Source organism: Bradyrhizobium sp. B117 (assembly GCF_038969555.1).
Lineage (GTDB): Bacteria > Pseudomonadota > Alphaproteobacteria > Rhizobiales > Xanthobacteraceae > Bradyrhizobium.
This window is the reverse complement of sequence record NZ_CP152414.1, coordinates 6,086,830-6,107,808: the sequence shown is the minus strand read 5'-3', so window position 1 is coordinate 6,107,808 and position 20,979 is coordinate 6,086,830. Positions and strand designations below refer to the sequence as shown.

Sequence of the window (20,979 nt, the reverse complement as noted above, 5' to 3'; positions counted from 1 at the left end):
CGCGATCCGGTGCCGCGGATCGCAGCTGACCTGATCGCAGCTGACCTGATCGCAGCTGACCTGGAGGACAAGATGCAGCCCGAACCGATCCTCGATCTCGCCCATCTCGGCCACATGGAACTGCTGACGCCGAAGCCCGACGAGAGCCTGAAGTTCTTCGTCGACGTCATGGGCATGACGGTGAGCGGGCAAAAGGGCGAGTCGGTGTACTTGCGCGGCTGGGACGATTACGAGCGCTACTCGCTCAAGCTCACGGCATCGAAGACCTCAGGCATGGAGCATATGGCGCTGCGCGCGCGCAGCCAGCAGGCGCTGGAGCGCCGCGTCGCCGCGCTGAAGGGCTCTGGCTTCGACATCGGCTGGATCGACGGCGACATGGGGCAGGGGCCGACCTTCCGCTGCCGCGACCCCGACGGCCACATCGTCGAGCTCTATTACGAGACCGAATGGTATCAGGCGCCGCCCGAGCTGAAGCCTGCGCTGAAGAACCAGGCGCAACGTTTTCCCGCGCGCGGCGTCAATGTCCGCCGGCTCGATCATCTCAACTGCCTCGCCGTCGACATCAAGGCCAACCGCGAGTTCTTCGAGAATTATCTCGGCTGCCGCCTGACCGAGCAGATCGTGCTCAATGATGGCCGCGAGGCCGCGATGTGGCTGACGATGTCGAACAAAAGCTACGACTTCGCCTATTCGCTCGACCATTCCGGCACGCCCGGCCGCTTTCACCACGTCACCTACGCGCTCGACAGCCGCGAGGAGATACTTCGCGCCGCCGACATCTTCCTGGAGAATGGCGTGCATATCGAGACCGGACCGCACAAGCACGCGATCCAGCAGACCTTCTTCCTCTATGTCTACGAGCCCGGCGGCAACCGCGTCGAGGTCGCCAACGCCGGCGCCCGCCTCATCCTTGCGCCCGACTGGAAGCCGATCGTGTGGACGGAAGAGGAGCGCAAGAAGGGCCAGGCCTGGGGCTTGAAGACGATCGAGTCCTTCCACACCCACGGCACCCCGCCGGTGGAGATGAAGAAGCACAGGTGAGCATTTGAGCGTACCGGATTGATGTCGAATTCAGTCGGACCGACAGCGGCGCTCTATCCGTTCCCTCCCCCCTTGTGGGGGAGGGGCAGGGAGGGGGGTACCATACGGGGACTCTATCCGTCGCGCACCCGCACTTGGTGCATCGTCAACAACTGGCGCCTTTTCCTGGGCCACCCCTCTCCCTAGCCCTCCCCCACAAGGGGGGAGGGCAATCGCATATGAGTTGCACGATGCGGCGGCATCGGCACTGGGCTCCCTCTCCCGCTTGCGGGAGAGGGTTGGGGAGAGGGTGCCTCCGCAACGGGATAATCCCCAAGAGGAAAGAGCCCTCACCCGCCGCGCTCTGCGAGCGCGTCGGCCTCTCCCGCAAGCGGGAGAGGCGGAGCAAGCCCGCAGACAATCCTCGTGAGATTCACATGCGATTGCCCTACACAAGGGGGGGAGGGAACACACCTCCGCTGAGGCGGCATCGGGGCTGATCCCAGTCAGGCGCTAGTGCACCGACGCCCGCACCCGCGCGATCGTCTCGCGCACGCCCGTCCACGCCGGTTTGTCCGGTGCAAACTGCCCGCGCAGGAAGCTGACGAGCTCCTCGACCTGCGTGTCGCTCATGCTGTTTCTGAACGCGGGCATGTAGCCGAGATCGCTCGACACGGGATCAATGATGCCGTGCAGGATCACCTGCACGAGATTGTCCGGCTTCGCACTGTGAAGGTTGCTGTTGAGCGCGAGCGAGGGCCGGCTGCCGAACAGCGGCAGGCCGCCGACCTCGTGGCAGACGGCGCAGGCGCCCTGGTAAAGCCGTGCGCCGGGGGACGAGGTGACGGTGACTTGTGTCGCGCTCTCGAGCTTCGCCGCCAGTGCGGGCACTTCGTCCGCGGTGTCGTTGAACGAGTTGAGATAGACCGCCATCGCGCGGATATCCTGGTCGGGCAGGGCCTTGAGGTCCTTCACGATCGGCGCCATCGGGCCGGCCGCGACGCCGTGATAGCGCGAATGGCCGGTGCGCAAATAAGCGAACAGCTCGTCCTCGCTCCAGGGGATCGGCGCGTGCGAGAGCGAGGTCAGCGGCGGCGCCTCCCAGCCCTCGGCAAAACCGCCGGCGAGATAGGCACCACGCTGCTCGGCGCCGAGCGCATTGCGCGGTGAATGGCAGCCGCTGCAATGGCCGAGGCTCTCGACGAGATAGGCGCCGCGATTCCATGCCTCCGATTTGGCGGGATCAGGCTTGAACTCATTTGCTTGATGGAACAGCGCGTTCCATCCGGCCAGCAGCGGGCGGAGATTGAATGGGAAGGCGAGCGTGTTCGCAGGCCGCGTCGCGCGCACTGCGGGCTGGGCCATCAGATAGGCGTAGAGCGCCTGCATGTCGGCATCGTTGGTCCTGGCAAAATGCGTGTAGGGGAAGGCGGGGTAGAGCTGCCGTCCGTCGCGATGCAGTCCGTCGCGCATCGCGCGCTCGAAGGCGGGATAGGACCAGGCGCCGATGCCGGTCTCGACGTCGGGTGTGATGTTGGTCGAATAGATCGTGCCGAACGGCGTTTCCAGCGCGCGGCCACCGGCGTTGAGCACGCCATTGAGGCTGGTGTGGCACTCCGCGCAATTGCCGAGCGCGGCAAGCTGCTGGCCGCGCGCGATGGTCGCGGCGGAGTAAACCGATGCATCGGGCCGCGCGATCGGCGCGATGGCGCGGCCGGGTAGCAGCGCCGCGCCGATGCCGATCGCGGCGGTGCAGACGGCCGCAATCGTTGCGACAATGCCGGCACTTTTGGCGAAGGGATTTTCCCAGATGCGCGACGGCTTCGGCGCAGCGGGCGCGGGCAGGGCCTGCGGCACGGGCGATGTCTCGCCGTGCAAGCCCTTCAGGATGCGCTCCGGCGTGAATGGCGGCTCGCGAAAGCGAACGCCGGTGGCATCGAAGATGGCGTTCGCAATCGCGGCTGCGCTGGGCACCGATGCGGACTCGCCGACGCCGAGTGGCGGCTGGTCCGGCCGCGGCAGCATCAACACGTCGATCTTGGGAACATCGGGGAAGGGGATGATCGGATAGGCGCCCCATTCGCGCGCCGCCACCGCGCCGCGCTCGAACGAGACCTCCTCCATCAGCGCGCGGCTGGTGGACTGGATGACGTTGCCGTGGATCTGGTGGCGCACGCCGTCCGGATTGATCATCAGTCCGGAGTCCTGTCCCGCGACGACGCGCGTCACGCTGACATCGCCGGTGGTCTTGTTCACCGCGACGTCGGCGATCCAGGCCGACCACGCCGCGCCATAGCCGGGAAACTTGCTGTGGACGTAGAGCGCGTAAGCAAAACCGCGCCCGTGCACGATCTCGCCGTCCTTCTCCTCGCGCATTGGGCGCGGCGTCCAGCCCGCGCGTTCGGCGACCGCATTGACGAGATCGACCGCGCGCGGGTCCTTCAGATAGCGCAGGCGGTATTCGATGGGATCGACGCCGGCCTCGGTCGCGGCCTCGTCGATATAGGATTCATGCGCAAAGGTGTTCGGCAGCGCCGAGACTCCACGAAACCACGAGGCGCGCACGATCGGCGGCATGTCGTGGGCGACGACGCGCATATTGTCGTAGTCGTAAGGCGGGATCGCGGTGCGGTCGCCCATCTGGAGCACGGCGGGCTCGGATGGAATGCGACCGGTCAGCAGGAGTGCGAGCGTCGGTGCGGCATTCGACGGATAGCGCGTGGCGAGATCGTAACCGGCAATGCCGCCGCCGGCATCGAGGCCGCCATTGACGTCGATGAGTTGCGCGGTGCCCTTGGGCTCCCAGGTGTGCTCCTGCTCGCGTGTCAGCTGGACACGGACGGGACGGCCGACCGCGCGCGAGAGCAGCAGCGCGTCGGCGGTGACATCGTCGGCGCAGTTGCGGCCGTAGCAGCCCGCGGCCTCGAGGCGGATGACCTCGATCTCGCTCTCGGGACGCTCGATCAGCAGCGCGAGATCGGCGCGGAGGAGGTGCGGGTTCTGCGTGCCCGACCAGACCCGGATATTGCCGTCCTGGACATCGGCGACCGCGCAGGACGGGCCGATCGAGGCGTGCATCTGATACGGCCAGACGTAGGTGCGCTGCATCGGCTTCGCCGCGCCTGATAGCGCCTTGTCGACGTCGCCCTTGTCGATCAGCGTCCGGGGCGTCGACGGATTGGCCCGCAGCGCGGTCTCGACGTCGGCAAGGTCGGTGAGGGCAGGCGTCGGCCTCCAGCTCACCTTGAGCTGCTCGGCTGCGCGGATCGCATTTTCCTCGCGCTCGGCAACGACGCCGACGAAATCTCCGATGTGCACCACGGCCACGATGCCGGGAGTATCTCGGACGGACGATTCATCGACGGCGATCAGGCTGGTGCCGACGAACGGGCCGGCATCGACGCCGGCATAGGGCGGGCGCACCACACGGCCGTGCAGCATGCCGGGCACGCGGATGTCGTGCACGAAGGTCAATTCGCCCGTGGCCTTGGCGGGCAGGTCGACGCGCGGGACGGATTGGCCGACGATGGCGTAATCACCGACAGGCTTGACCTCAACGTCGTCGGCAAGCTCGAGCCGGATCTCTTCGCCGCCGATCAACTCCCCGTAGCTGACGCTGCGATTATGCCCGCGGACGAGACCGTCCTCGATCTTCAGCTCAGCCGCCGGCAGTTCCAGCCGCTCGGCCGCGCGCGCGATCAGGAACTGCCGCGCCTGGGCTGCGGCCTTGCGCAGAGGCACGGCGGTGATCTGGATGGTTTCGCTGGCAATCGTCGCGCCCTGGTTCGGCACCACGGCGGTGTCGCCGAGCACGACGACGACGCGCGCAAAGGACACATCTAACTCTTCGGCGACGATCTGGCCGAGCGCGGTGCGAATGCCGGTGCCGAGATCGACATGGCCGTTATAGGCGCTGACCGAGCCGTCCGCGGTGATCCGGACGAACGTCTCGGATGTGATCTCGTCCACGGTGCGGACGACGACGAGCGAACCCGATGGCCGCTCAGCTCCGTTCGAGGCAGGGAAGGCCATCAATCTGCGGCCTCGGTGAGCTGGCCCGAGGCGCGCATCACGGCGCGCAGAATTTCGACATGGGTGCCGCAACGGCAGAGATTGTAGCGCAGCGCGGCAAGCGCCTCCTGCTCGGTCGGCCGCGGATTGATCGCGAGCAGCGCCTTGGTGGTCATGATCATGCCGTTGAGGCAGTAACCGCATTGCGCGGCCTGCTCGTCGAGGAAGGCCTGCTGCACCACGTCAGGCTTGTCGCGGGTGCCGAGACCTTCGAGCGTCACGATGTCGCGCCCGGTGCAGCCGCCGACCGGAATCACGCAGGAGCGCGCGGCGGCGCCGTCGATCAGGACAGTACAGGTGCCGCATTCACCGAGGCCGCAACCGTACTTCGGACCGTTGAGCGCGAGATCGTTGCGCAGCACATAGAGCAGCGGCGTGTCCCGCGCCGTAGTGACCTCGTGGATCCCTCCGTTCACGGTGAGGCGGATCGGTGTCTGCGTCATCCTCGTTTCCAAGCGCTCGGCGAAGTGCTGCCAAATCTATGTCGCGACGATACCGTTTGTACACAAACGTGCAAGCCGTGCATGCCGCACTGCAGCGCGGTTGCCTTGTTTGTGGACAGCGCGGCTAGGCAAATGAGGTTTTATGCGGCAGCGGCATCTTTTGCGCTGCACCGGTGCTTGACAGCGCCGGGGGACCGCGCGCAACATCGTTCGTATACGAATGATAACGTCTCCTGGCCCCATATGGTGATGGAAACAACGAGCGCTGCCACCGACAAGATCCGCTGCGATGCCTGTCCGGTGATGTGCTATATCAAGCCGGGCGCGGCGGGCGCCTGCGACCGCTATGCCAACCATGATGGCAAGCTCGTCCGCGTCGATCCGCATGTGATCCTGGAGCGCACCGTCGAGCACGGCGGCAAGCTGGTGCCGTTCAGCCGCACCGAAGACTGGGACGGCAAGATCGTCCACGAGCCCTCGACTTTCGTCACCGCGATCGGCGCGGGCACGACCTATCCCGACTACAAGCCGGCGCCGTTCATCGTCTCCGCGGAGGTCGACGGCGTCGACATGGTGACCGTCGTCACCGAGGGCATCTTCTCCTATTGCGGCATCAAGGTGAAGATCGACACCGACCGCTATTTAGGCCCTGAAACCGCGACCGTGCGCGCACAGGGCGAGGCGGTCGGCCATGTCACCACCAGTGAATACGGCTCGCAGATGCTGTCGCTCGGCGGCGTGCATCATCTCACCGGCGGCTCCAAGAAGGAGGGCCGCGTCACCTGCGACACGTTGATGGACCTCGCCAATTGCAAGGCGGTCGAGCTCACCATCGACGGCGGCGCCACGGTCGTGGTGCAGGCCGGCCAGCCGCCGATCGTCAATGGCGTCAGGGAAGAGCGCATGCGCGTCGGCTGCGGTTCGGCGACGATCGGCATGTTCGCCAAGCAGTGGCATGGCAAAGTTGACGAGGTCGTCGTGGTCGACGACCACATCACCGGCGTGCTCAGCGAGCACCAGGCCGGCAAACTGCTCGACATCGCCGACACCGGCATCAAGATGAAGGGCCGCCGCTCGACACCCGGCCGCTATTTCCAGGTCGCCGATCCCGGCACGGGCTGGGGCGGTACCAACATCTCCGATCCCCTGGCGATTCTCGGGCCGTTCGACAAGAAGGAGGCGAAGGCCGGGTTGACCATGCTGATGGTCTCCACGACCGGCGAGCATTCGTCCTATTACGTGCTCGACGAGACCTTGAACCCGGTCGAGAGCGAGATGCCGGCCGACCTGAAATTCTCGGTCGAGCGGATCCAGGAGAATTGCGAGCCGGCGCTGTGCACGGTGCTGTTCATGGCGGGGGCCGGCGGCTCGTTGCGCGCCGGTGTCACCGACAATCCGGTGCGGCTGACGCGCTCGGTGAAGGATGCACTCACGCGTGTCACCAGCGGCGGTGCACCGGTTTATGTCTGGCCCGGCGGCGGTATCACCTACATGGTCGACGTCACGCAGATGCCGGCGGGGGCGTTCGGCTATGTGCCGACGCCGGCGCTGGTCGCGCCGATCGAGTTCACGATGAAGCTGACCGACTATGCCGCGCTCGGCGGGCACATGGATTACGTCAAGCCGCTCGCCGAGGTGCAGAACGGTGACGACGTCCGTCAGTTGCCCTGGCAGAACCCGATTCCAGGACCGCGGGCATGACACGGCTCCCGCAAATCGCATTGCTGTCTGATGGCCGGCGGCTGCATTTGCAGGATGGACCGATTGATCTGATCGTCGAGGCGAGGGGGCGCGCGGACGAGGTGCGCGCAGCTTATGAAGCTGCGGCGCGAAGGTTCACGGGCCTTCTCGACGAACTCTGCGCGGAGCTGCCGGAATTACGGCGGGCGGCGCTGCCGGCGGCGTGTTCGCTGGAAGGCACGGTGGCTCGGCGCATGTTTGCTGCCGTCACTCCCTACGCCTGGGATCGCTTCATCACGCCGATGGCCGCGGTGGCGGGCAGCGTGGCCGAGGAAATTCTGGGCGCGATGCTTCACGTCGCGACGCTCGACCAGGCCTATGTCAACAATGGTGGCGACATCGCGCTGCACCTCGGCGCGGGCGAACATTTCTCGGTCGGCCTGATGGACCGGCCTGACCGGAACGGCGTGATGCGGGCGATGCGGATCGATTCGGATGATCCCGTGCGGGGCATTGCGACCAGCGGACGCCACGGCCGCAGCTTCTCGCTCGGCATTGCCGATGCGGTGACGGTGCTGGCGGCGACGGCGTCGCAGGCCGATGCGGCGGCGACGATCATCGCCAATGCTGTCGATCTGCCCGGGCATCCCGCCATCACGCGCACGCCTGCGAACGAGCTTCAGCCCGACAGCGATCTCGGCCCACATCTCGTCACCCGCGACGTCGGTGAATTGTCGCAAGACGAGATCACGGCTGCGCTGGAATCTGGCGCGGAATGTGCACGGCAATTATTCGATCGTGGACTGATTGAAGGTGCCATGCTCAGGCTTTGTGGTGATATGCTTGTCATCGGAACCAAGGATATAGAAGAGCAACGGCCGCGCCCGCTTGTGCTGGAGAACGCGGTCAGTGCCTGAACAGGGAAGTGAGACATGAGCGCGATCATTCGCAAGATCGTCACCGTCGTCGAAGAGACGCAGATGGAGATGGGCCGCCAGGTCTCGCCGCCGACGCGGCGCGCCGCCGCGATCGCCGTGATCGAAAATCCCTTTGCCGGAAAATATGTCGAGGATCTCTCGCCCTTGATCGCGATCGGCGAGGAGCTCGGTGAGCTCTTGTCGAAGCGCGCGGTGGCCGCGCTGGGTATCGATGGCGCGAAGGCGCAGAGCTACGGCAAGGCCGCGGCCGTCGGCGAGAATGGTGAGCTGGAGCACGCCGCCGCGATCCTTCATCCGAAGATGGGCGCGCCGGTGCGGAAAGTTTTGAGCAAGGGCGCGGCGCTGATCCCGTCGTCGAAAAAGCGCAGCGGTCCCGGCACGACGCTGGACATCCCGCTCGGGCACAAGGACGCGGCCTTCGTCCGCAGTCATTTCGATGGCATGGAAGTGCAGATCAACGACGCCCCGCGCGCCAACGAGATCATGGTCGCGGTCGCCGTCACAGACAGCGGCCGTCCGCTGCCGCGCGTCGGCGGGCTGACGGTTGCGGAAGTGAAGGGCGAAGACGGTTTGAGATGAGGCATGATCCGGGGGGCGGGCACAGCTCTCGGGACATGTTCGAGGCGAAAAAGTTCAAAACTGGAGGTTGGGATGCGAGCAAGAAATTACTTCGTCGGCGCGGCCTTCGCGCTTCTGGCCGGCGGCATGGCCCATTCGGCCATGGCGCAGGACATCAAGATCGGCGAGATCAACAGCTATTCGCTGCTGCCGGCGTTCACCGAGCCCTATCGCAAGGGCTGGCAGCTCGCGGTCGAGGAGATCAACGCGGCCGGCGGCATCAACGGCAAGAAGCTCGTCGTCATCTCCAAGGACGACGGCGGCAAGCCGGCCGACGCGCAGACCGCGGCCAACGAGCTCGTCTCCAGCGAAGGCGTGGCGATGCTGACGGGTACGTTCCTGTCGAACATTGGCCTCGCGGTCAGCGACTTCGCCAACCAGAAGAAGGTGTTCTTCCTCGCCGCCGAGCCGCTGACGGACGCCGTGACCTGGGCGAAGGGCAACAAGTACACCTTCCGCCTGCGCCCCTCCAACTACATGCAGGCCGCGATGCTGGTGGAAGCCGCAGCCAAGCTGCCGGCCAAGCGCTGGGCGACGATCGCACCGAACTATGAATACGGCCAGTCGGCGGTATCGGTGTTCAAGAAGCTGATGTCGGAGAAGCGCCCTGACATCCAATGGGTCGACGAGCAGTGGCCGCCGCAGGGCAAGATCGACGCGGGCCCGGTGGTGCAGGCAGTTGCCGCCGCCAACCCCGAAGCCATCCTCAACGTCACCTTCGGCGCCGACCTCGTCAAGCTCGTGCGTGAAGGCAACACCCGCGGTCTGTTCAAGGGCCGCGAGGTCGTGTCGTTCCTGACCGGCGAGCCCGAATATCTCGACCCGCTCAAGGACGAGACGCCCGAGGGCTGGATCGTCACCGGCTATCCCTGGTACTCGATCAAGACGCCCGAGCACGACGCGTTCCTGAAGGCGTACCAGGCCAAGTACAACGACTATCCGCGCCTCGGCTCGATCGTCGGCTACCAGACCATCAAGGCGGCGGCGGCGATCCTGGCCAAGGCCGGCTCGACCGATCCGGAGAAGCTGATTGCCGCGGCGGAAGGGCTGTCGATGCCGTCGCCGTTCGGCGAGATCACGTTCCGCAAGATCGACCATCAGTCGACGCTCGGCGCCTATGTCGGCAAGACCGCGCTGAAGGATGGCAAGGGCGTGATGGTGGATTCGTCCTACAAGAAGGGCTCGGACTATCTGCCTGGTGATGCCGAAGTCGAGAAGCTGCGGCCGAAGGATTGATCTCCACTGCCGTAGGGTGGGTTAGCCGAAGGCGTAACCCACCGCTTTCGGTACCATACGAGAAAAAGTGGTGGGTTACGCTGCGCTAACCCACCCTACGACTTCTCAGACTTAACTAACCCGGACCGCCGATGGCCTTTTACGTCGTACAGTTTCTGACAGGTCTTGCCAGCGCAGCGTCGCTGTTCCTGGTGGCCTCGGGCCTGTCGATCATCTTTGGCGTGACGCGGATCGTGAATTTCGCGCATGGCGCCTTCTACATGATCGGCGCCTATATCGCCTTCACGCTGACCGAGCGGCTGTCGGGCGCGTTCGGCTTCTGGGGCAGCATCGTGCTGGCGGCGATGGCCGTTGCGCTAATCGGTGTGCTGGTCGAGATGGTCTTGCTCCGCCGCATCTATCATGCGCCCGAACTGTTCCAGCTGCTCGCGACCTTTGGCCTGACCCTGATGGTCGAGGATCTCGTCGTGCTGATCTGGGGCCCCGACGACCTCGTCGGCCGCCGCGCGCCGGGCTTCAAGGGTGCGATCGATTTCTTCGGCCAGAACATCCCGAGCTATGACCTGTTCCTGATCGTGCTCGGCCCGGTCGTGCTCGGCATTCTCTGGCTGTTGTTCCAGCGCACGCGCTGGGGTGTGCTGGTACGCGCCGCGACGCAGGACCGCGACATGGTGGCCGCGCTTGGCGTGAACCAAAAATGGCTGTTCACGTCAGTGTTCGCGGTCGGCGTCTTTCTCGCCGCCCTCGGCGGCGCGCTCCAGATCCCGCGCGATGCCGTGCATCACGCCATGGACCTGCGCATCATCGTCGAGGTCTTCGTGGTGGTCGTGATTGGCGGCCTCGGCAGCATCGTCGGTGCGTTCGTCGCCGCCGTGCTGGTGTCGGAGCTCAATGCCTTCGGCATCCTGATCTTTCCGAAAATCTCCATCATCCTTGTCTTCCTGGTGATGGCGGTGGTGCTGATCGTCCGGCCCTGGGGCCTGTTCGGCAAGCCGGAGGCGGCCGCGCGCAAGACGCCGGGCCTCACCGTCAATCCCTGGCGGCCGCTGACCTCGAACGAGCGGCTGGCCGCGCTGGCCGCGGTCGTGTTCGCGGCGATGCTGCCGCTGTTTGCCGGCAATTATCTCCTCACCGTCGGCTCGGAGATCGCGATCTTCGTGATCTTCGCCGTCTCCTTGCACTTCCTGATGTCGGTCGGCGGGCTCGCATCGTTCGGCCACGCCGCCTATTTTGGCCTCGGCGCCTACGGCATCGCCTTCCTCGCCAAGATGGCGGGGCTGCCGATGATCGTGTGCCTCTTGCTCGGGCCGCTGCTCGGCTGCATGGGTGCCGCCGTGTTCGGCTTCTTCGCCGTGCAGCTCTCCGGCGTCTATTTTGCCATGCTGACGCTCGCCTTCGCCCAGATCGTCTGGTCGATCGCGTTCCAATGGGTGAGCGTCACGGGCGGTGACAACGGCATTCTGGGCGTCTGGCCCGAGAAGTGGGCGGCGAGCCCGTCGCATTTCTACTGGCTGGCGCTCGGCGTCGCCGCGCTCGTCACCATCGCGCTGCGGATCATGGTGTTCTCGCCGTTCGGCTACGCGCTACGTGCAACCCGCGACTCGCTGCTGCGCAGCGAAGCCGTCGGCATCAACGCCAAGCGCATCCAGTGGACCGCCTTCGTGATCGCGGGCACCACCGCCGGCATTGGCGGCGCGCTGTTCGCGTACCTGAAGGGCAGCGTCTTCCCTGACAATCTCGGCATCTCGCTGTCGGTCGATGCGCTGGTCATGGTGCTGCTCGGCGGCGTCGAGACCGTGTCGGGCGCGGTGATCGGCGCGATCGTCTACAAGGCGTTGAACATCTGGCTGGTGAGCCAGACCGATCTGTCAAAACTCGTGCTCGGCGGCTTCATCGTGCTGATCGTGGTCGTCTTCCCCAAGGGCATCGTCGGCATGCTGGAGATGCTGGCGCAGCGCCGCCGGAAGTCATCCCCGCCGGGATCCTCCTTGCTTGCCAAGCCGATCGAGTCCGCCGAATGAGCGTCGCACCCCCACTTCTCGCGGTCGAAGGCCTGACCAAATCCTACGGCGGCATCCACGCCGTACGCGGCGTCTCGTTCTCGCTGCGCGCCGGTGAGATACTTGCGCTGATCGGCCCGAACGGCGCGGGCAAGAGCACCTGCTTCGACATGCTCAACGGCCAGAACAGGCCGGATAGCGGCCATGTCCGGCTGCTCGGCGAGGAGACCACCGGCAAGAAGCCGCGCGATATCTGGCGTATGGGCGTCGGGCGCACTTTCCAGATCACGGCGACCTTCGCCACCATGACCGTGCGCGAGAACGTGCAGGTCGCGCTGATCTCGCATGGCAAGCAACTGTTCAATCTGTTCGGCTCGGCGCCGAATTTCGATCGCGGCGAGGCCGGCCGGCTGCTGGAGCTGGTCGGCATGGGCGGCTATGCCGATCGGCCCTGCGGCGAGCTCGCCTATGGCGACCTCAAGCGGCTCGAGCTTGCAGTGGCGCTCGCCAACCAGCCGAAGCTCTTGTTGATGGACGAGCCGACCGCCGGCATGGCGCCGCGCGAGCGCGTCGACCTCATGCGGCTCACCGCGCAAATCGCGAGGGAGAAATCGATCGGTGTGCTCTTCACCGAGCACGACATGGACGTGGTGTTCGAGCACGCCGACCGCATCATCGTGCTCAACCGCGGCACGCTGATCGCCGAGGGCTCGCCGGCCGAAGTGCGCGGCAATCCGCAGGTGCAGGCGGTCTATCTCGGCGAAGGCCTCGTCTACGATGCCCGCCATCGCGAGGGGACCTCGGCATGAAGCTCTCGGTGCAGGACCTCAACAGCCATTACGGCCCCGCGCATATCCTGTTCGACATCGGGTTCGAGGTCGGCGAGGGCGAAGTCGTCGCGCTGCTCGGTCGCAACGGCGCCGGCAAGTCGACGACGTTCCGCTCGATCGTCGGGCTCGTGGCGCAGCGAACGGGCCGCATCACGTTCGAGGGCAAGGACGTTTCGGCGAAGCCGACCCACGAGATCGTGCGCGAGGGCCTCGGCTATGTGCCGGAGGAGCGGCGCATCTTCACTGATTTGACGGTGGAGGAAAATCTCGAAGTCGGCCGGCAGCCGAAGCGGCCGAATGCGCCGCACTGGACGCGCGAAAAGCTGTTCGCGCTGTTTCCCAATCTCGGCGAGATGAAGAACCGCCCGGGCGGCCGCATGAGCGGTGGCGAGCAGCAGATGTTGACGATTGCGCGCACATTGATGGGCAATCCGTCGCTGGTGCTGCTGGACGAGCCCTCGGAAGGCCTGTCGCCGAAGATCGTGGAGCAGATGGTCGATGCCATCCTGACCATGAAGAAGGAGGGCGTCAGCATCGTCGTCTCCGAGCAGAATTTGCATTTCGCGCGGTTGATCTCCGATCGCGCCTACATCATCGAGCGCGGCCGCATCTGCTTCGGCGGCACCATGGCCGAGCTCGATGCGCGTCCGGATATCCGCGACGCGCATCTGTCGTTGTGAGGGGTGGGGAAGGCATGGCGAGAAGCGTCGCGGTGAAGAAGGGCGTCAAGCCGGCCAAATCGCCTTTCAGGTCGCCTTACGTGCTCGACGAGCAGGTCGGCTTCATCCTGCGCCAGGTCTGGCAGCGCCACAGCGCGATCTTCTCCCGCGACATCGGCACCAACCTGACGCCGACGCAATGGGCGGCGTTGTCGAAGCTCGCCGAGACCGGCGCGTGCTCGCAGAACCAGCTTGGACGGCTCACGGCGATGGACGTCGCGACCATCAAGGGCGTGATCGACCGCCTGACCGCGCGCGGCCTGACCGAGACCAGTCAGGACCCCGAGGACGGCCGGCGGCTGCTGGTGAGTCTCACGCGCGCCGGCCAGCAGCTCGCGGAAAAGCTCGCGCCGAACGCGCTCGCGATCACGCGCGAGACGCTGGCGCCGCTCGATGCCAAGGAGCGTGAGACGCTGATGGCGCTGTTGAACAAGCTGCGGTGAAGGTCTCGTAGGGTGGGCAAAGGCGCGCTTGCGCCGTGCCCACGATCTCTCACTGCTTTGCCGACGTATTGGTGGGCACGCTGTCGCTTTGCCCACCCTACGGCACTATTTCCTTGGCTACTTCGCCACCACCTCCGGCACCTTGCCGGCCGGCGGCGTATTACGGCTGCGCTGGGTGCGCACGATGCCGTCGATGATGGTCATGCCGATGCCGGGGAGGTCGCCGAGTTGGACGCTCTCCAGGATGTTCTTGCCGGGCGAGTGCTGCGCCTTGTCCATGATGACGAAATCGGCGGAGCGGCCCACTTCAATGAGGCCGCAATCGAGCTGTCGCATCCGCGCGGTGTTGCCCGTGGCAAGGCAGAACGCGATCTCGGCCGGCAACTCGCCGAGCGAGGACAGCATCGAGACCATGCGCAAAATGCCGAGCGGCTGCACGCCGGAGCCGGCGGGCGCGTCGGTGCCGAGGATCACCCGGTGCAGATCGCCCATCTCGCGCGCGGTGCGCAGGGTGAACAGGGCCGAGCGCTCATTGCCGTTGTGAACGAGCTCGAGGCCGCGCTTGCAGCCCTCGCAGATGCAACGGATCTGGTCGTCGGGAAGGGCGGTGTGGCCGCCATTGATGTGGCCGACCACGTCGGTGTCGGCCTCCAGCACCACGTCCTTGTCGATCAGGCCGGAGCCGGGGATCGAGGGGCCGCCGGTATGGATCGTGCTCTGGATGCCGTATTTGCGGGCCCAGCCGACCATCTTGCGCGCGGTCGGGCCGTCCTTGACGCCGCCGAGGCCCACTTCGCCGAGCAGCTTGACGCCGTTGGCGGCCATTTCCTTGAAGTCTTCCTCGACCATCTCGCATTCGATTACCGGCGCGCCGGCGTGAACCTTCACTCCGCCCGGCCGCAGGGTCCAGAACGCGCGCTGGGCGAACACGGCCATGGCCTTGAGGCCGACGACGTCGCGGGGCCGGCCGGGCATGTGCACTTCGCCGGCGGAGATCATGGTGGTGACGCCGCCATGGAGGTAGCTGTCGATCCAGTTGATCTGGTTCTGCCGCGGCGTCCAGTCGCCCGCGACGGGGTGGACATGGCTGTCGATCAGGCCGGGCGCGACCGTGGTGCCCTGGGCGTCGACGATGGTGGTCGCGCCCTCGACGTTGCAGTCCTTGAAGCGGCCGATCGCGGTGATCTTGCCGTTCTCGGCGACGATGGTGTCGCCGTCCAGGATCGGCTTTTCCAGGGCGCCGGACAGGATCAGGCCGATATTGCGGATCACGAGCTTCGAGGGTCCGGTGGCCTGGGGTGCGTCATGCGCCATGGAAGGGCTCCTTATTCCTAACTGCAACGCTTTCGATCTTGGGCAGGCTTGACCGCGGGATCAAGCAGGATTATTCATTAGTATACGAATGATCGTGTACAAACGACGCATAGCTGCCCGCCTCGAGAACCGCAATTGACGCGACAGGGAAGGTGAGATGAGCAATTTCAATCAGGAAAGCGTTTTGAGCGTCCACCACTGGACCGACACGCTGTTCTCCTTCAAGACCACCCGCAGCCCGACCTTCCGTTTCCGCAACGGCGAGTTCACCATGATCGGGCTCAAGGTCGGCGAGAAGCCGTTGCTGCGGGCCTACAGCGTCGCCAGCGCCAATTACGAGGACACGCTGGAGTTCTTCTCGATCAAGGTGCCGGACGGTCCGCTGACCTCGCGCCTTCAGCACCTCAAGGAAGGCGACGAGATCATCGTCAGCCGCAAGGCCACCGGCACGCTTGTGATCGATAACCTGGAAGAGGGCCGCAACCTCTACCTCATCGGCACCGGCACCGGCCTCGCGCCGTTCCTGAGCGTGATCAAGGACCCCGAGACCTACGAGCGGTTCGAGAAGGTGGTGCTCCTGCACGGCTGCCGGCACGTGAAGGAGCTCGCCTATGGCGAGATGATCACCGAGCACCTGCCGCAGGACGAGCTGCTCGGCGAATACATCCGCGAGCAGCTGATCTACTACCCGACCGTGACGCGCGACCCCTTCCGCAACCGCGGCCGCATCACCGACCTCATCACGTCGGGCAAGCTGTTCAGCGATATCGGCCTGCCGGTGCTGGAAGCCGCGCATGACCGCGTCATGATCTGCGGCAGCCCGGCGCTGGTGGCGGACACCCGCGTGCTGCTCGGCGAGCGCGGCTTCGTCGAGGGCAATCACGGCGAGCCGGCCCAGTTCGTCGTCGAAAAGGCCTTTGCCGAGCGCTAGAGCCAATTCCGCTGAAGCGGAACAGGCTCTAGAGTCTTATTTGGCGCGTTTTCCTCACGCGAACCGGTATCCACTTCGCTTGAAAATGCTATGGGCCCGGAATTCCCGCACAATAACACCGCATTTTTGCCGCGGGGCGCCCGTTGCCCCGCCGATTCGGCGCTTGATACACTGTGGGAACGAATCAGCGGAGTTCCCACATGGTTGCGGACAGCGACAGCAACATCGCCTGGCACCGGGTTCAGTTGAAGAAGAACCGCGCCGAGTTGAAGGCGCTCGAGACCGCGCGCTTCACGATGGGCGAGATCGCGTCCTCGAAGCGGAACGGGCAGACCCAGAAGGCGATCGCGGAACTCAAGCGCAAGATCGCGCAGTCCGAGCGCGCCATCGCCGATCACGACAAGCGCACGCGCCGTCCGCTCGGCACCGACCTCCAAAGCCTGAGCAGTGGCAGCTGGAGCCATTGGGACTCCTACACCAACCAGCAGCAGCGCAAGACCGGCCAGCGCTCGTCGGGGCGGGGATAGCGAAGCGCTGGTTCCGGCCCTTGCGCCGGCGACCCCACTCACCATCTGGTTGAGGCGCCACCAACCACTCCGGTGATCCTATGGCACCGCGCCTCGATTTCACCAGCGAGACCTTCTTTCGCGATCCGGCCAAGGCCATCGCGGCTCTGCGGACGGCCGGCCCCGTCATCGCAACACGTTTCCCTCTTGTCGGCGACGTCTGGATCACCACGACCCACGATGCGACCGCGCAGGTGCTGAAGGACAGCACGATCTTCACGCTGCGCAAGGAAGACGGCGACGTTGCGGGCCTGCGCTGGTGGATGCCTGCGCTGGTCAGGACCATCGCCAACAACATGCTGACGATGGACGAGCCGGATCACACCAGGCTGCGCAGCATCGTCGACGAAGCCTTCCGCCGCCGCGCTATCGTCGCGATGGAGCCGCGCATCCGCGCCATCGCGGACGGCCTGGCCGATGAGCTGTTTGCGAAGGGGAGCCCGGCTGATCTCGTCCAGAGCTATGCGCGCATCCTGCCGCTCTCGGTGATCTCGGAGCTACTCGGCCTGCCCATGGCCGATCGCCCGCGCTTCATCGCCTGGGCCAATGCGATGTCCTCGCTGACGAACGTGTTCAGCTTCTTTCGGCTCATGTTCGCATTCCGCAAGATGCGCTTCTATCTCGAACAGCAATTGCAGATCGCGCGCGAGCGGGGCGGTGAGGGCCTGATTGCCGAGTTGGTTCAGGTCGAACGCGAAGGCGGCGAGATCACGCCGGACGAAATGGTCTCGATGGTGTTCCTGCTGCTCGCGGCGGGCTCCGAGACCACCACGCATCTGATTAGCGGCTCGGTTTACGAGCTGCTCAGAAATCCGCGCCTGCGTGACTGGCTGGAACAGGACTGGAGCCGCGCTGGGCTCGCGGTCGAGGAGTTCTTGCGTTTCGTCTCGCCGGTGCAGTTTTCAAAACCGCGCTATGTGCGGCGGGATGTCGAGCTCGAAGGCGTGCGGCTGAGGAAAGGCGATCGCGTCATGGTCATGCTCGCGGCGGCGAACATGGATCCGGCGGTACACGAGCAGCCCGAACGGCTCGATCTCGAACGCAAGCCAAACCGGCACATCTCCTTTGGCACGGGAATCCATTTCTGCCTGGGACATCAGCTCGCGCGGATCGAGGGCGCGTGCGCGCTCCAGGCGCTGTTCACCCGCTGGCCGCGGCTCGGCCTCGCGGTCGATGCTTCGCAGATTCACTGGCGCAAGCGGCCGGGCATCCGCGCGATTGCAAAATTGCCCGTCGTCGCCGATGCCGGAGCGAGCCACCGCGCCAATCCGGACCCGGCCAAGGCCGAGTCATTGCTCGCAAGCTGAGGGAACCGTCGTTCCCGCATGCAACCGCGAAACAAACTCCGCGGCGTCGGCGTTGGCCAGGTGTGGAAACAATGATGGAGCAATCCATGCCCCACGGCGGCAAGACGCATATCGGTTCAGGCGCGCATGGCAAGGGCGCGGGCAACGGCGCGCTGACGGACATCCCCAAGGACAAGATCGGCGACAACATGATCCTGTCGAACCGCGACAAGGCGCAGCACTCCGACATCAGAGGTATGGACAGCAAATTCATCCAGACCGAACAATATCAGGATCATTCGGCCAACCGGCTCACCGACGACGAGGAGGCCGAAGACTAGGCGCGCTCAGGATCCCGTCGATTTACGCGACGCGACGAGATCGCGTTCCCATCCGAACACGGAGCGGCCGTCGAGTTCCGGCGACGCGGCCCGTTCACCTGCGATGAACGATTCGACCGACGGCCCGCGCGCGGTGCGCTCGAGCCGCCGCGCCTGGTCGTCGAGGCGCTTGATCGCCTGCATCTCTTCCTCGCGTCCGAGCTTTGCGTTCTGGATCGCACCCTTCAACACACGGATGGTCTCGTCATAGACCTTGATCGGGACGGGATAGGGATGCCGGTCCTTGCCGCCATGGGCGAGCGAGAAGCGCGCGGGATCGATGAACCGATAGGGCGCGCCATGCACGACCTCGGCGACCATCGCCAGCGAGCGCACCGTGCGCGCGCCGACGCCGGGCGTCAGCAACAGTTCCGGGAAATCGACCGGGCCGCGCTCGGCGGCTGCGGCGAGGGTGCCGTGCAGGCGTCGCGCGAACACGTCCTTCGGCCGGACATCGTGATGCGCTGGCATGATGAGGTGCGGCAGCATGGCCTGCGCAGGTTCTGCCGCCGTTCCGCTGAGCCGCTCGAATTCGGTGAGGATGCGATCCGGGCCGAGATCGGAGAGCAGCTCGAGCTGAGCGGTGCGCGAGACATCGGCGCGATGGTCGGTCAGGTTGACGATCTCGCCCTGCTGTGGGCCGTCGATCGCGCTGTGTGGCGCATCGACAAAACTCTTCAGCGCCTCGGAATGCCAGTGATAGCGGCGGGCCTGCCGCTTGTCGCCGTTCATGCCCTGCTGCACGACGGTCCACTTGCCGTCGGCTGTGACGAAGAAGCCGTGGAGATAGAGATCGAAGCCGTCCTGGACGGCGGCACTGTCGACTTTCGCCACCAGACGGCTGGCGCGCGTCAGCTTGGCGCCGTCGAAGCCGACGCGGTCGCCGAGCTGCAACAGCTCGTCCGGCGTCTTGCGCGAATGCTGGCCGCGGCCGCCGCAGACATAGATGCCAAGCTCGTCCTGGAGCGGTCCGAGCCCGCGCTTCAGCGCACCGATCACCGAGGTGGTGATGCCGGAGGAGTGCCAGTCCATCCCCATCACGGCGCCGAACGACTGGAACCAGAACGGGTGCGACAGCCGCTGGAGGAATGCATCGCGTCCGTAATGAAGCACGATCGCCTGCGTGACGATCGCGCCGAGCGAGGCCATGCGACTCGCAAGCCAAGGCGGAACCCGCCCGGTGTGGAGAGGAAGATCGGCGCTGCCGGTGCGTCTGGTCATGTACGCTTCAAATTAGCGCAATTCGGCACGGTTGCACCAGGAGAATGCTGCGTTGCGTGAGGCAGGGGAGCGAAGCCCGGCGGAACGCGTTGCCGAGCAGCGAATGCAAATCCGGGGACGCGAATGAATTGGCAGGCCCTCATGGCCGACATCGACAAGATGTTCGGGTGGATTCCCTCGTGGATCGTCGGTCTCGGGCTGGTTGCCGGGGCAATCCTGCTTGCGCTGTCGCTCCATCGATTCGCGGCCTGGCTGCTCAACCGCGCTTTCGGAACTCGCCTGCCTCTCATCAGCGTCTTCATCGAGCGCACGTCGGGTCCCGCCCAACTGGCCCTTTGCCTTGCCGCAGTCGCATTGGTCCTGCCGCTCGCGCCGCTCGACGACGCGTTCCGCACGCCGTTGACCCGGCTGTTCGTGGTCGCCTTCATCGCGCTGATCGGCTGGATCTCGATCCGGATCGTCGACATGAGCGCGGCGCGCTACTTGCAGAACTATCGCGACGTCACCGAAAACTTCGTCGCACGCAAGCACGTCACCCAGGTGCGCGTCTTCAAACGCGTCACCGACATCATCATCGTCATCATCACGGTCTCGACCGCGCTGATGACGTTCGACTCGGTCAGGCAATATGGCGTCAGCCTGTTCGCCTCCGCCGGTGCCGCCGGTATCATCGTCGGCCTTGCCGCACGGCCGCTGCTCAGCAATCTGATCGCGGGCCTTCAGATCGCCATCACCCAGCCGATCCGCATCGAGGATGCCGTCATCATCGAGAACGAGTGGGGCTGGGTCGAGGACATCGCCGCGACCTATGTGGTGATCCGGCTGTGGGACTGGCGCCGCATGGTGGTGCCGCTGTCCTATTTCATCGAAAAGCCGTTCCAGAACTGGACCCGCGACACCGCCTCCCTGATCGGCGTGATCGCGCTCCATGTCGACTATCGCGCCGACGTGCCGCGGATCCGGCGCTGGCTGGAGGGCGCGGTAAAGGAATCCAAGCTGTGGGATGGCGCGGTGGTCAATCTCCAGGTGATCGACGCGGATTCGCGCACCATCGAGCTGCGCGCGCTGGTCAGCGCGCGGAATGCGCCGCAATCCTGGGACCTGCGCTGCGAGATGCGGGAGAAGCTGATCGCCTTCATCCGCGACGAGATGCCGGAAGCCCTGCCGCGCGAACGCGCGATCCTGATCCCGCAGAGCGGTGGCGACGACATCGAACTGGTCAAGCACCCCACCGCGCCGGAAAAGATGCGGGCGAGCGCCCACAATTGATTGGCGCGGCTTCC

At 65.4% G+C, this 20,979-nt stretch carries 18 protein-coding genes; 14 read left to right on the top strand and 4 right to left on the bottom strand.

Going from position 1 to position 20,979, the window contains the following annotated elements:
• Positions 1-72: 72 nt before the first annotated feature.
• Positions 73-1,041, top strand: a complete 969-nt coding sequence (locus AAFG16_RS29935; protein WP_283080090.1) for a catechol 2,3-dioxygenase — start codon at positions 73-75, stop codon at positions 1,039-1,041.
• Between the two features lie 492 nt (positions 1,042-1,533).
• On the opposite strand, the gene AAFG16_RS29930 is transcribed toward AAFG16_RS29935, so the two are convergent.
• On the bottom strand, positions 1,534-5,052 hold the full coding sequence (locus AAFG16_RS29930) for a molybdopterin cofactor-binding domain-containing protein (RefSeq protein WP_342731062.1): 3,519 nt from the start codon (positions 5,050-5,052) through the stop codon (positions 1,534-1,536).
• Positions 5,052-5,534 (bottom strand): (2Fe-2S)-binding protein, encoded by a 483-nt coding sequence (locus tag AAFG16_RS29925; protein WP_342731060.1) that lies wholly within the window; start codon positions 5,532-5,534, stop codon positions 5,052-5,054. The genes AAFG16_RS29930 and AAFG16_RS29925 overlap by 1 nt, the downstream gene beginning before the upstream one ends.
• 243 nt (positions 5,535-5,777) lie before the next feature.
• Between AAFG16_RS29925 and AAFG16_RS29920 the strand changes: the two genes are divergently transcribed.
• The 8 genes from AAFG16_RS29920 (at position 5,778) to AAFG16_RS29885 (ending at position 13,998) form a co-directional block, all read left to right on the top strand.
• Positions 5,778-7,235, top strand: a complete 1,458-nt coding sequence (locus tag AAFG16_RS29920) for a 6-hydroxynicotinate reductase (RefSeq protein WP_342731058.1) — start codon at positions 5,778-5,780, stop codon at positions 7,233-7,235.
• The gene (locus AAFG16_RS29915; protein WP_342731056.1) at positions 7,232-8,131 is read left to right on the top strand and encodes a UPF0280 family protein; all 900 of its coding nucleotides are present in this window, start codon (positions 7,232-7,234) and stop codon (positions 8,129-8,131) included. The genes AAFG16_RS29920 and AAFG16_RS29915 overlap by 4 nt, the downstream gene beginning before the upstream one ends.
• 15 nt (positions 8,132-8,146) lie before the next feature.
• Positions 8,147-8,731, top strand: coding sequence for an amino acid synthesis family protein (locus AAFG16_RS29910; RefSeq protein ID WP_027557295.1), 585 nt, complete (start codon positions 8,147-8,149; stop codon positions 8,729-8,731).
• Positions 8,732-8,803: 72 nt separating this feature from the next.
• Positions 8,804-10,006, top strand: a complete 1,203-nt coding sequence (locus tag AAFG16_RS29905; protein WP_283080085.1) for an ABC transporter substrate-binding protein — start codon at positions 8,804-8,806, stop codon at positions 10,004-10,006.
• 131 nt (positions 10,007-10,137) lie between these two features.
• Positions 10,138-12,027, top strand: coding sequence for an ABC transporter permease (locus AAFG16_RS29900; protein ID WP_342731051.1), 1,890 nt, complete (start codon positions 10,138-10,140; stop codon positions 12,025-12,027).
• Positions 12,024-12,815, top strand: a complete 792-nt coding sequence (locus AAFG16_RS29895; RefSeq protein WP_283080083.1) for an ABC transporter ATP-binding protein — start codon at positions 12,024-12,026, stop codon at positions 12,813-12,815. The genes AAFG16_RS29900 and AAFG16_RS29895 overlap by 4 nt, the downstream gene beginning before the upstream one ends.
• Entirely contained in the window at positions 12,812-13,516 is a 705-nt protein-coding gene (locus AAFG16_RS29890) for an ABC transporter ATP-binding protein (RefSeq protein WP_342731049.1), read from the top strand. The genes AAFG16_RS29895 and AAFG16_RS29890 overlap by 4 nt, the downstream gene beginning before the upstream one ends.
• Before the next feature lie 14 nt (positions 13,517-13,530).
• A complete protein-coding gene (locus tag AAFG16_RS29885; RefSeq protein ID WP_283080081.1) occupies positions 13,531-13,998 on the top strand; it encodes a MarR family transcriptional regulator in 468 nt (155 codons plus the stop codon).
• A gap of 117 nt (positions 13,999-14,115) precedes the next feature.
• Here AAFG16_RS29885 and AAFG16_RS29880 read toward each other — a convergent pair whose 3' ends face one another.
• The gene (locus tag AAFG16_RS29880; protein WP_342731047.1) at positions 14,116-15,312 is read right to left on the bottom strand and encodes an amidohydrolase family protein; all 1,197 of its coding nucleotides are present in this window, start codon (positions 15,310-15,312) and stop codon (positions 14,116-14,118) included.
• A gap of 157 nt (positions 15,313-15,469) precedes the next feature.
• On the opposite strand from AAFG16_RS29880, the gene AAFG16_RS29875 reads away from it, so the two are divergent.
• The 4 genes from AAFG16_RS29875 to AAFG16_RS29860 all read left to right on the top strand — a co-directional run bounded on the left by AAFG16_RS29875 (position 15,470) and on the right by AAFG16_RS29860 (position 18,436).
• On the top strand, positions 15,470-16,243 hold the full coding sequence (locus AAFG16_RS29875) for a ferredoxin--NADP reductase (protein WP_342731045.1): 774 nt from the start codon (positions 15,470-15,472) through the stop codon (positions 16,241-16,243).
• Between the two features lie 200 nt (positions 16,244-16,443).
• Positions 16,444-16,770: a hypothetical protein gene (locus AAFG16_RS29870; RefSeq protein ID WP_283080078.1), complete on the top strand. Its 327-nt coding sequence runs from the start codon at positions 16,444-16,446 to the stop codon at positions 16,768-16,770.
• A gap of 80 nt (positions 16,771-16,850) precedes the next feature.
• On the top strand, positions 16,851-18,116 hold the full coding sequence (locus tag AAFG16_RS29865) for a cytochrome P450 (protein ID WP_342731042.1): 1,266 nt from the start codon (positions 16,851-16,853) through the stop codon (positions 18,114-18,116).
• Between the two features lie 86 nt (positions 18,117-18,202).
• Entirely contained in the window at positions 18,203-18,436 is a 234-nt protein-coding gene (locus AAFG16_RS29860; protein WP_254124285.1) for a hypothetical protein, read from the top strand.
• Positions 18,437-18,442: 6 nt separating this feature from the next.
• On the opposite strand, the gene AAFG16_RS29855 is transcribed toward AAFG16_RS29860, so the two are convergent.
• Positions 18,443-19,696, bottom strand: a complete 1,254-nt coding sequence (locus tag AAFG16_RS29855; RefSeq protein ID WP_342731040.1) for a DUF763 domain-containing protein — start codon at positions 19,694-19,696, stop codon at positions 18,443-18,445.
• Between the two features lie 123 nt (positions 19,697-19,819).
• Between AAFG16_RS29855 and AAFG16_RS29850 the strand changes: the two genes are divergently transcribed.
• Positions 19,820-20,965 (top strand): mechanosensitive ion channel domain-containing protein, encoded by a 1,146-nt coding sequence (locus AAFG16_RS29850; protein ID WP_342731038.1) that lies wholly within the window; start codon positions 19,820-19,822, stop codon positions 20,963-20,965.
• The last annotated feature ends 14 nt before the right edge of the window (positions 20,966-20,979 follow it).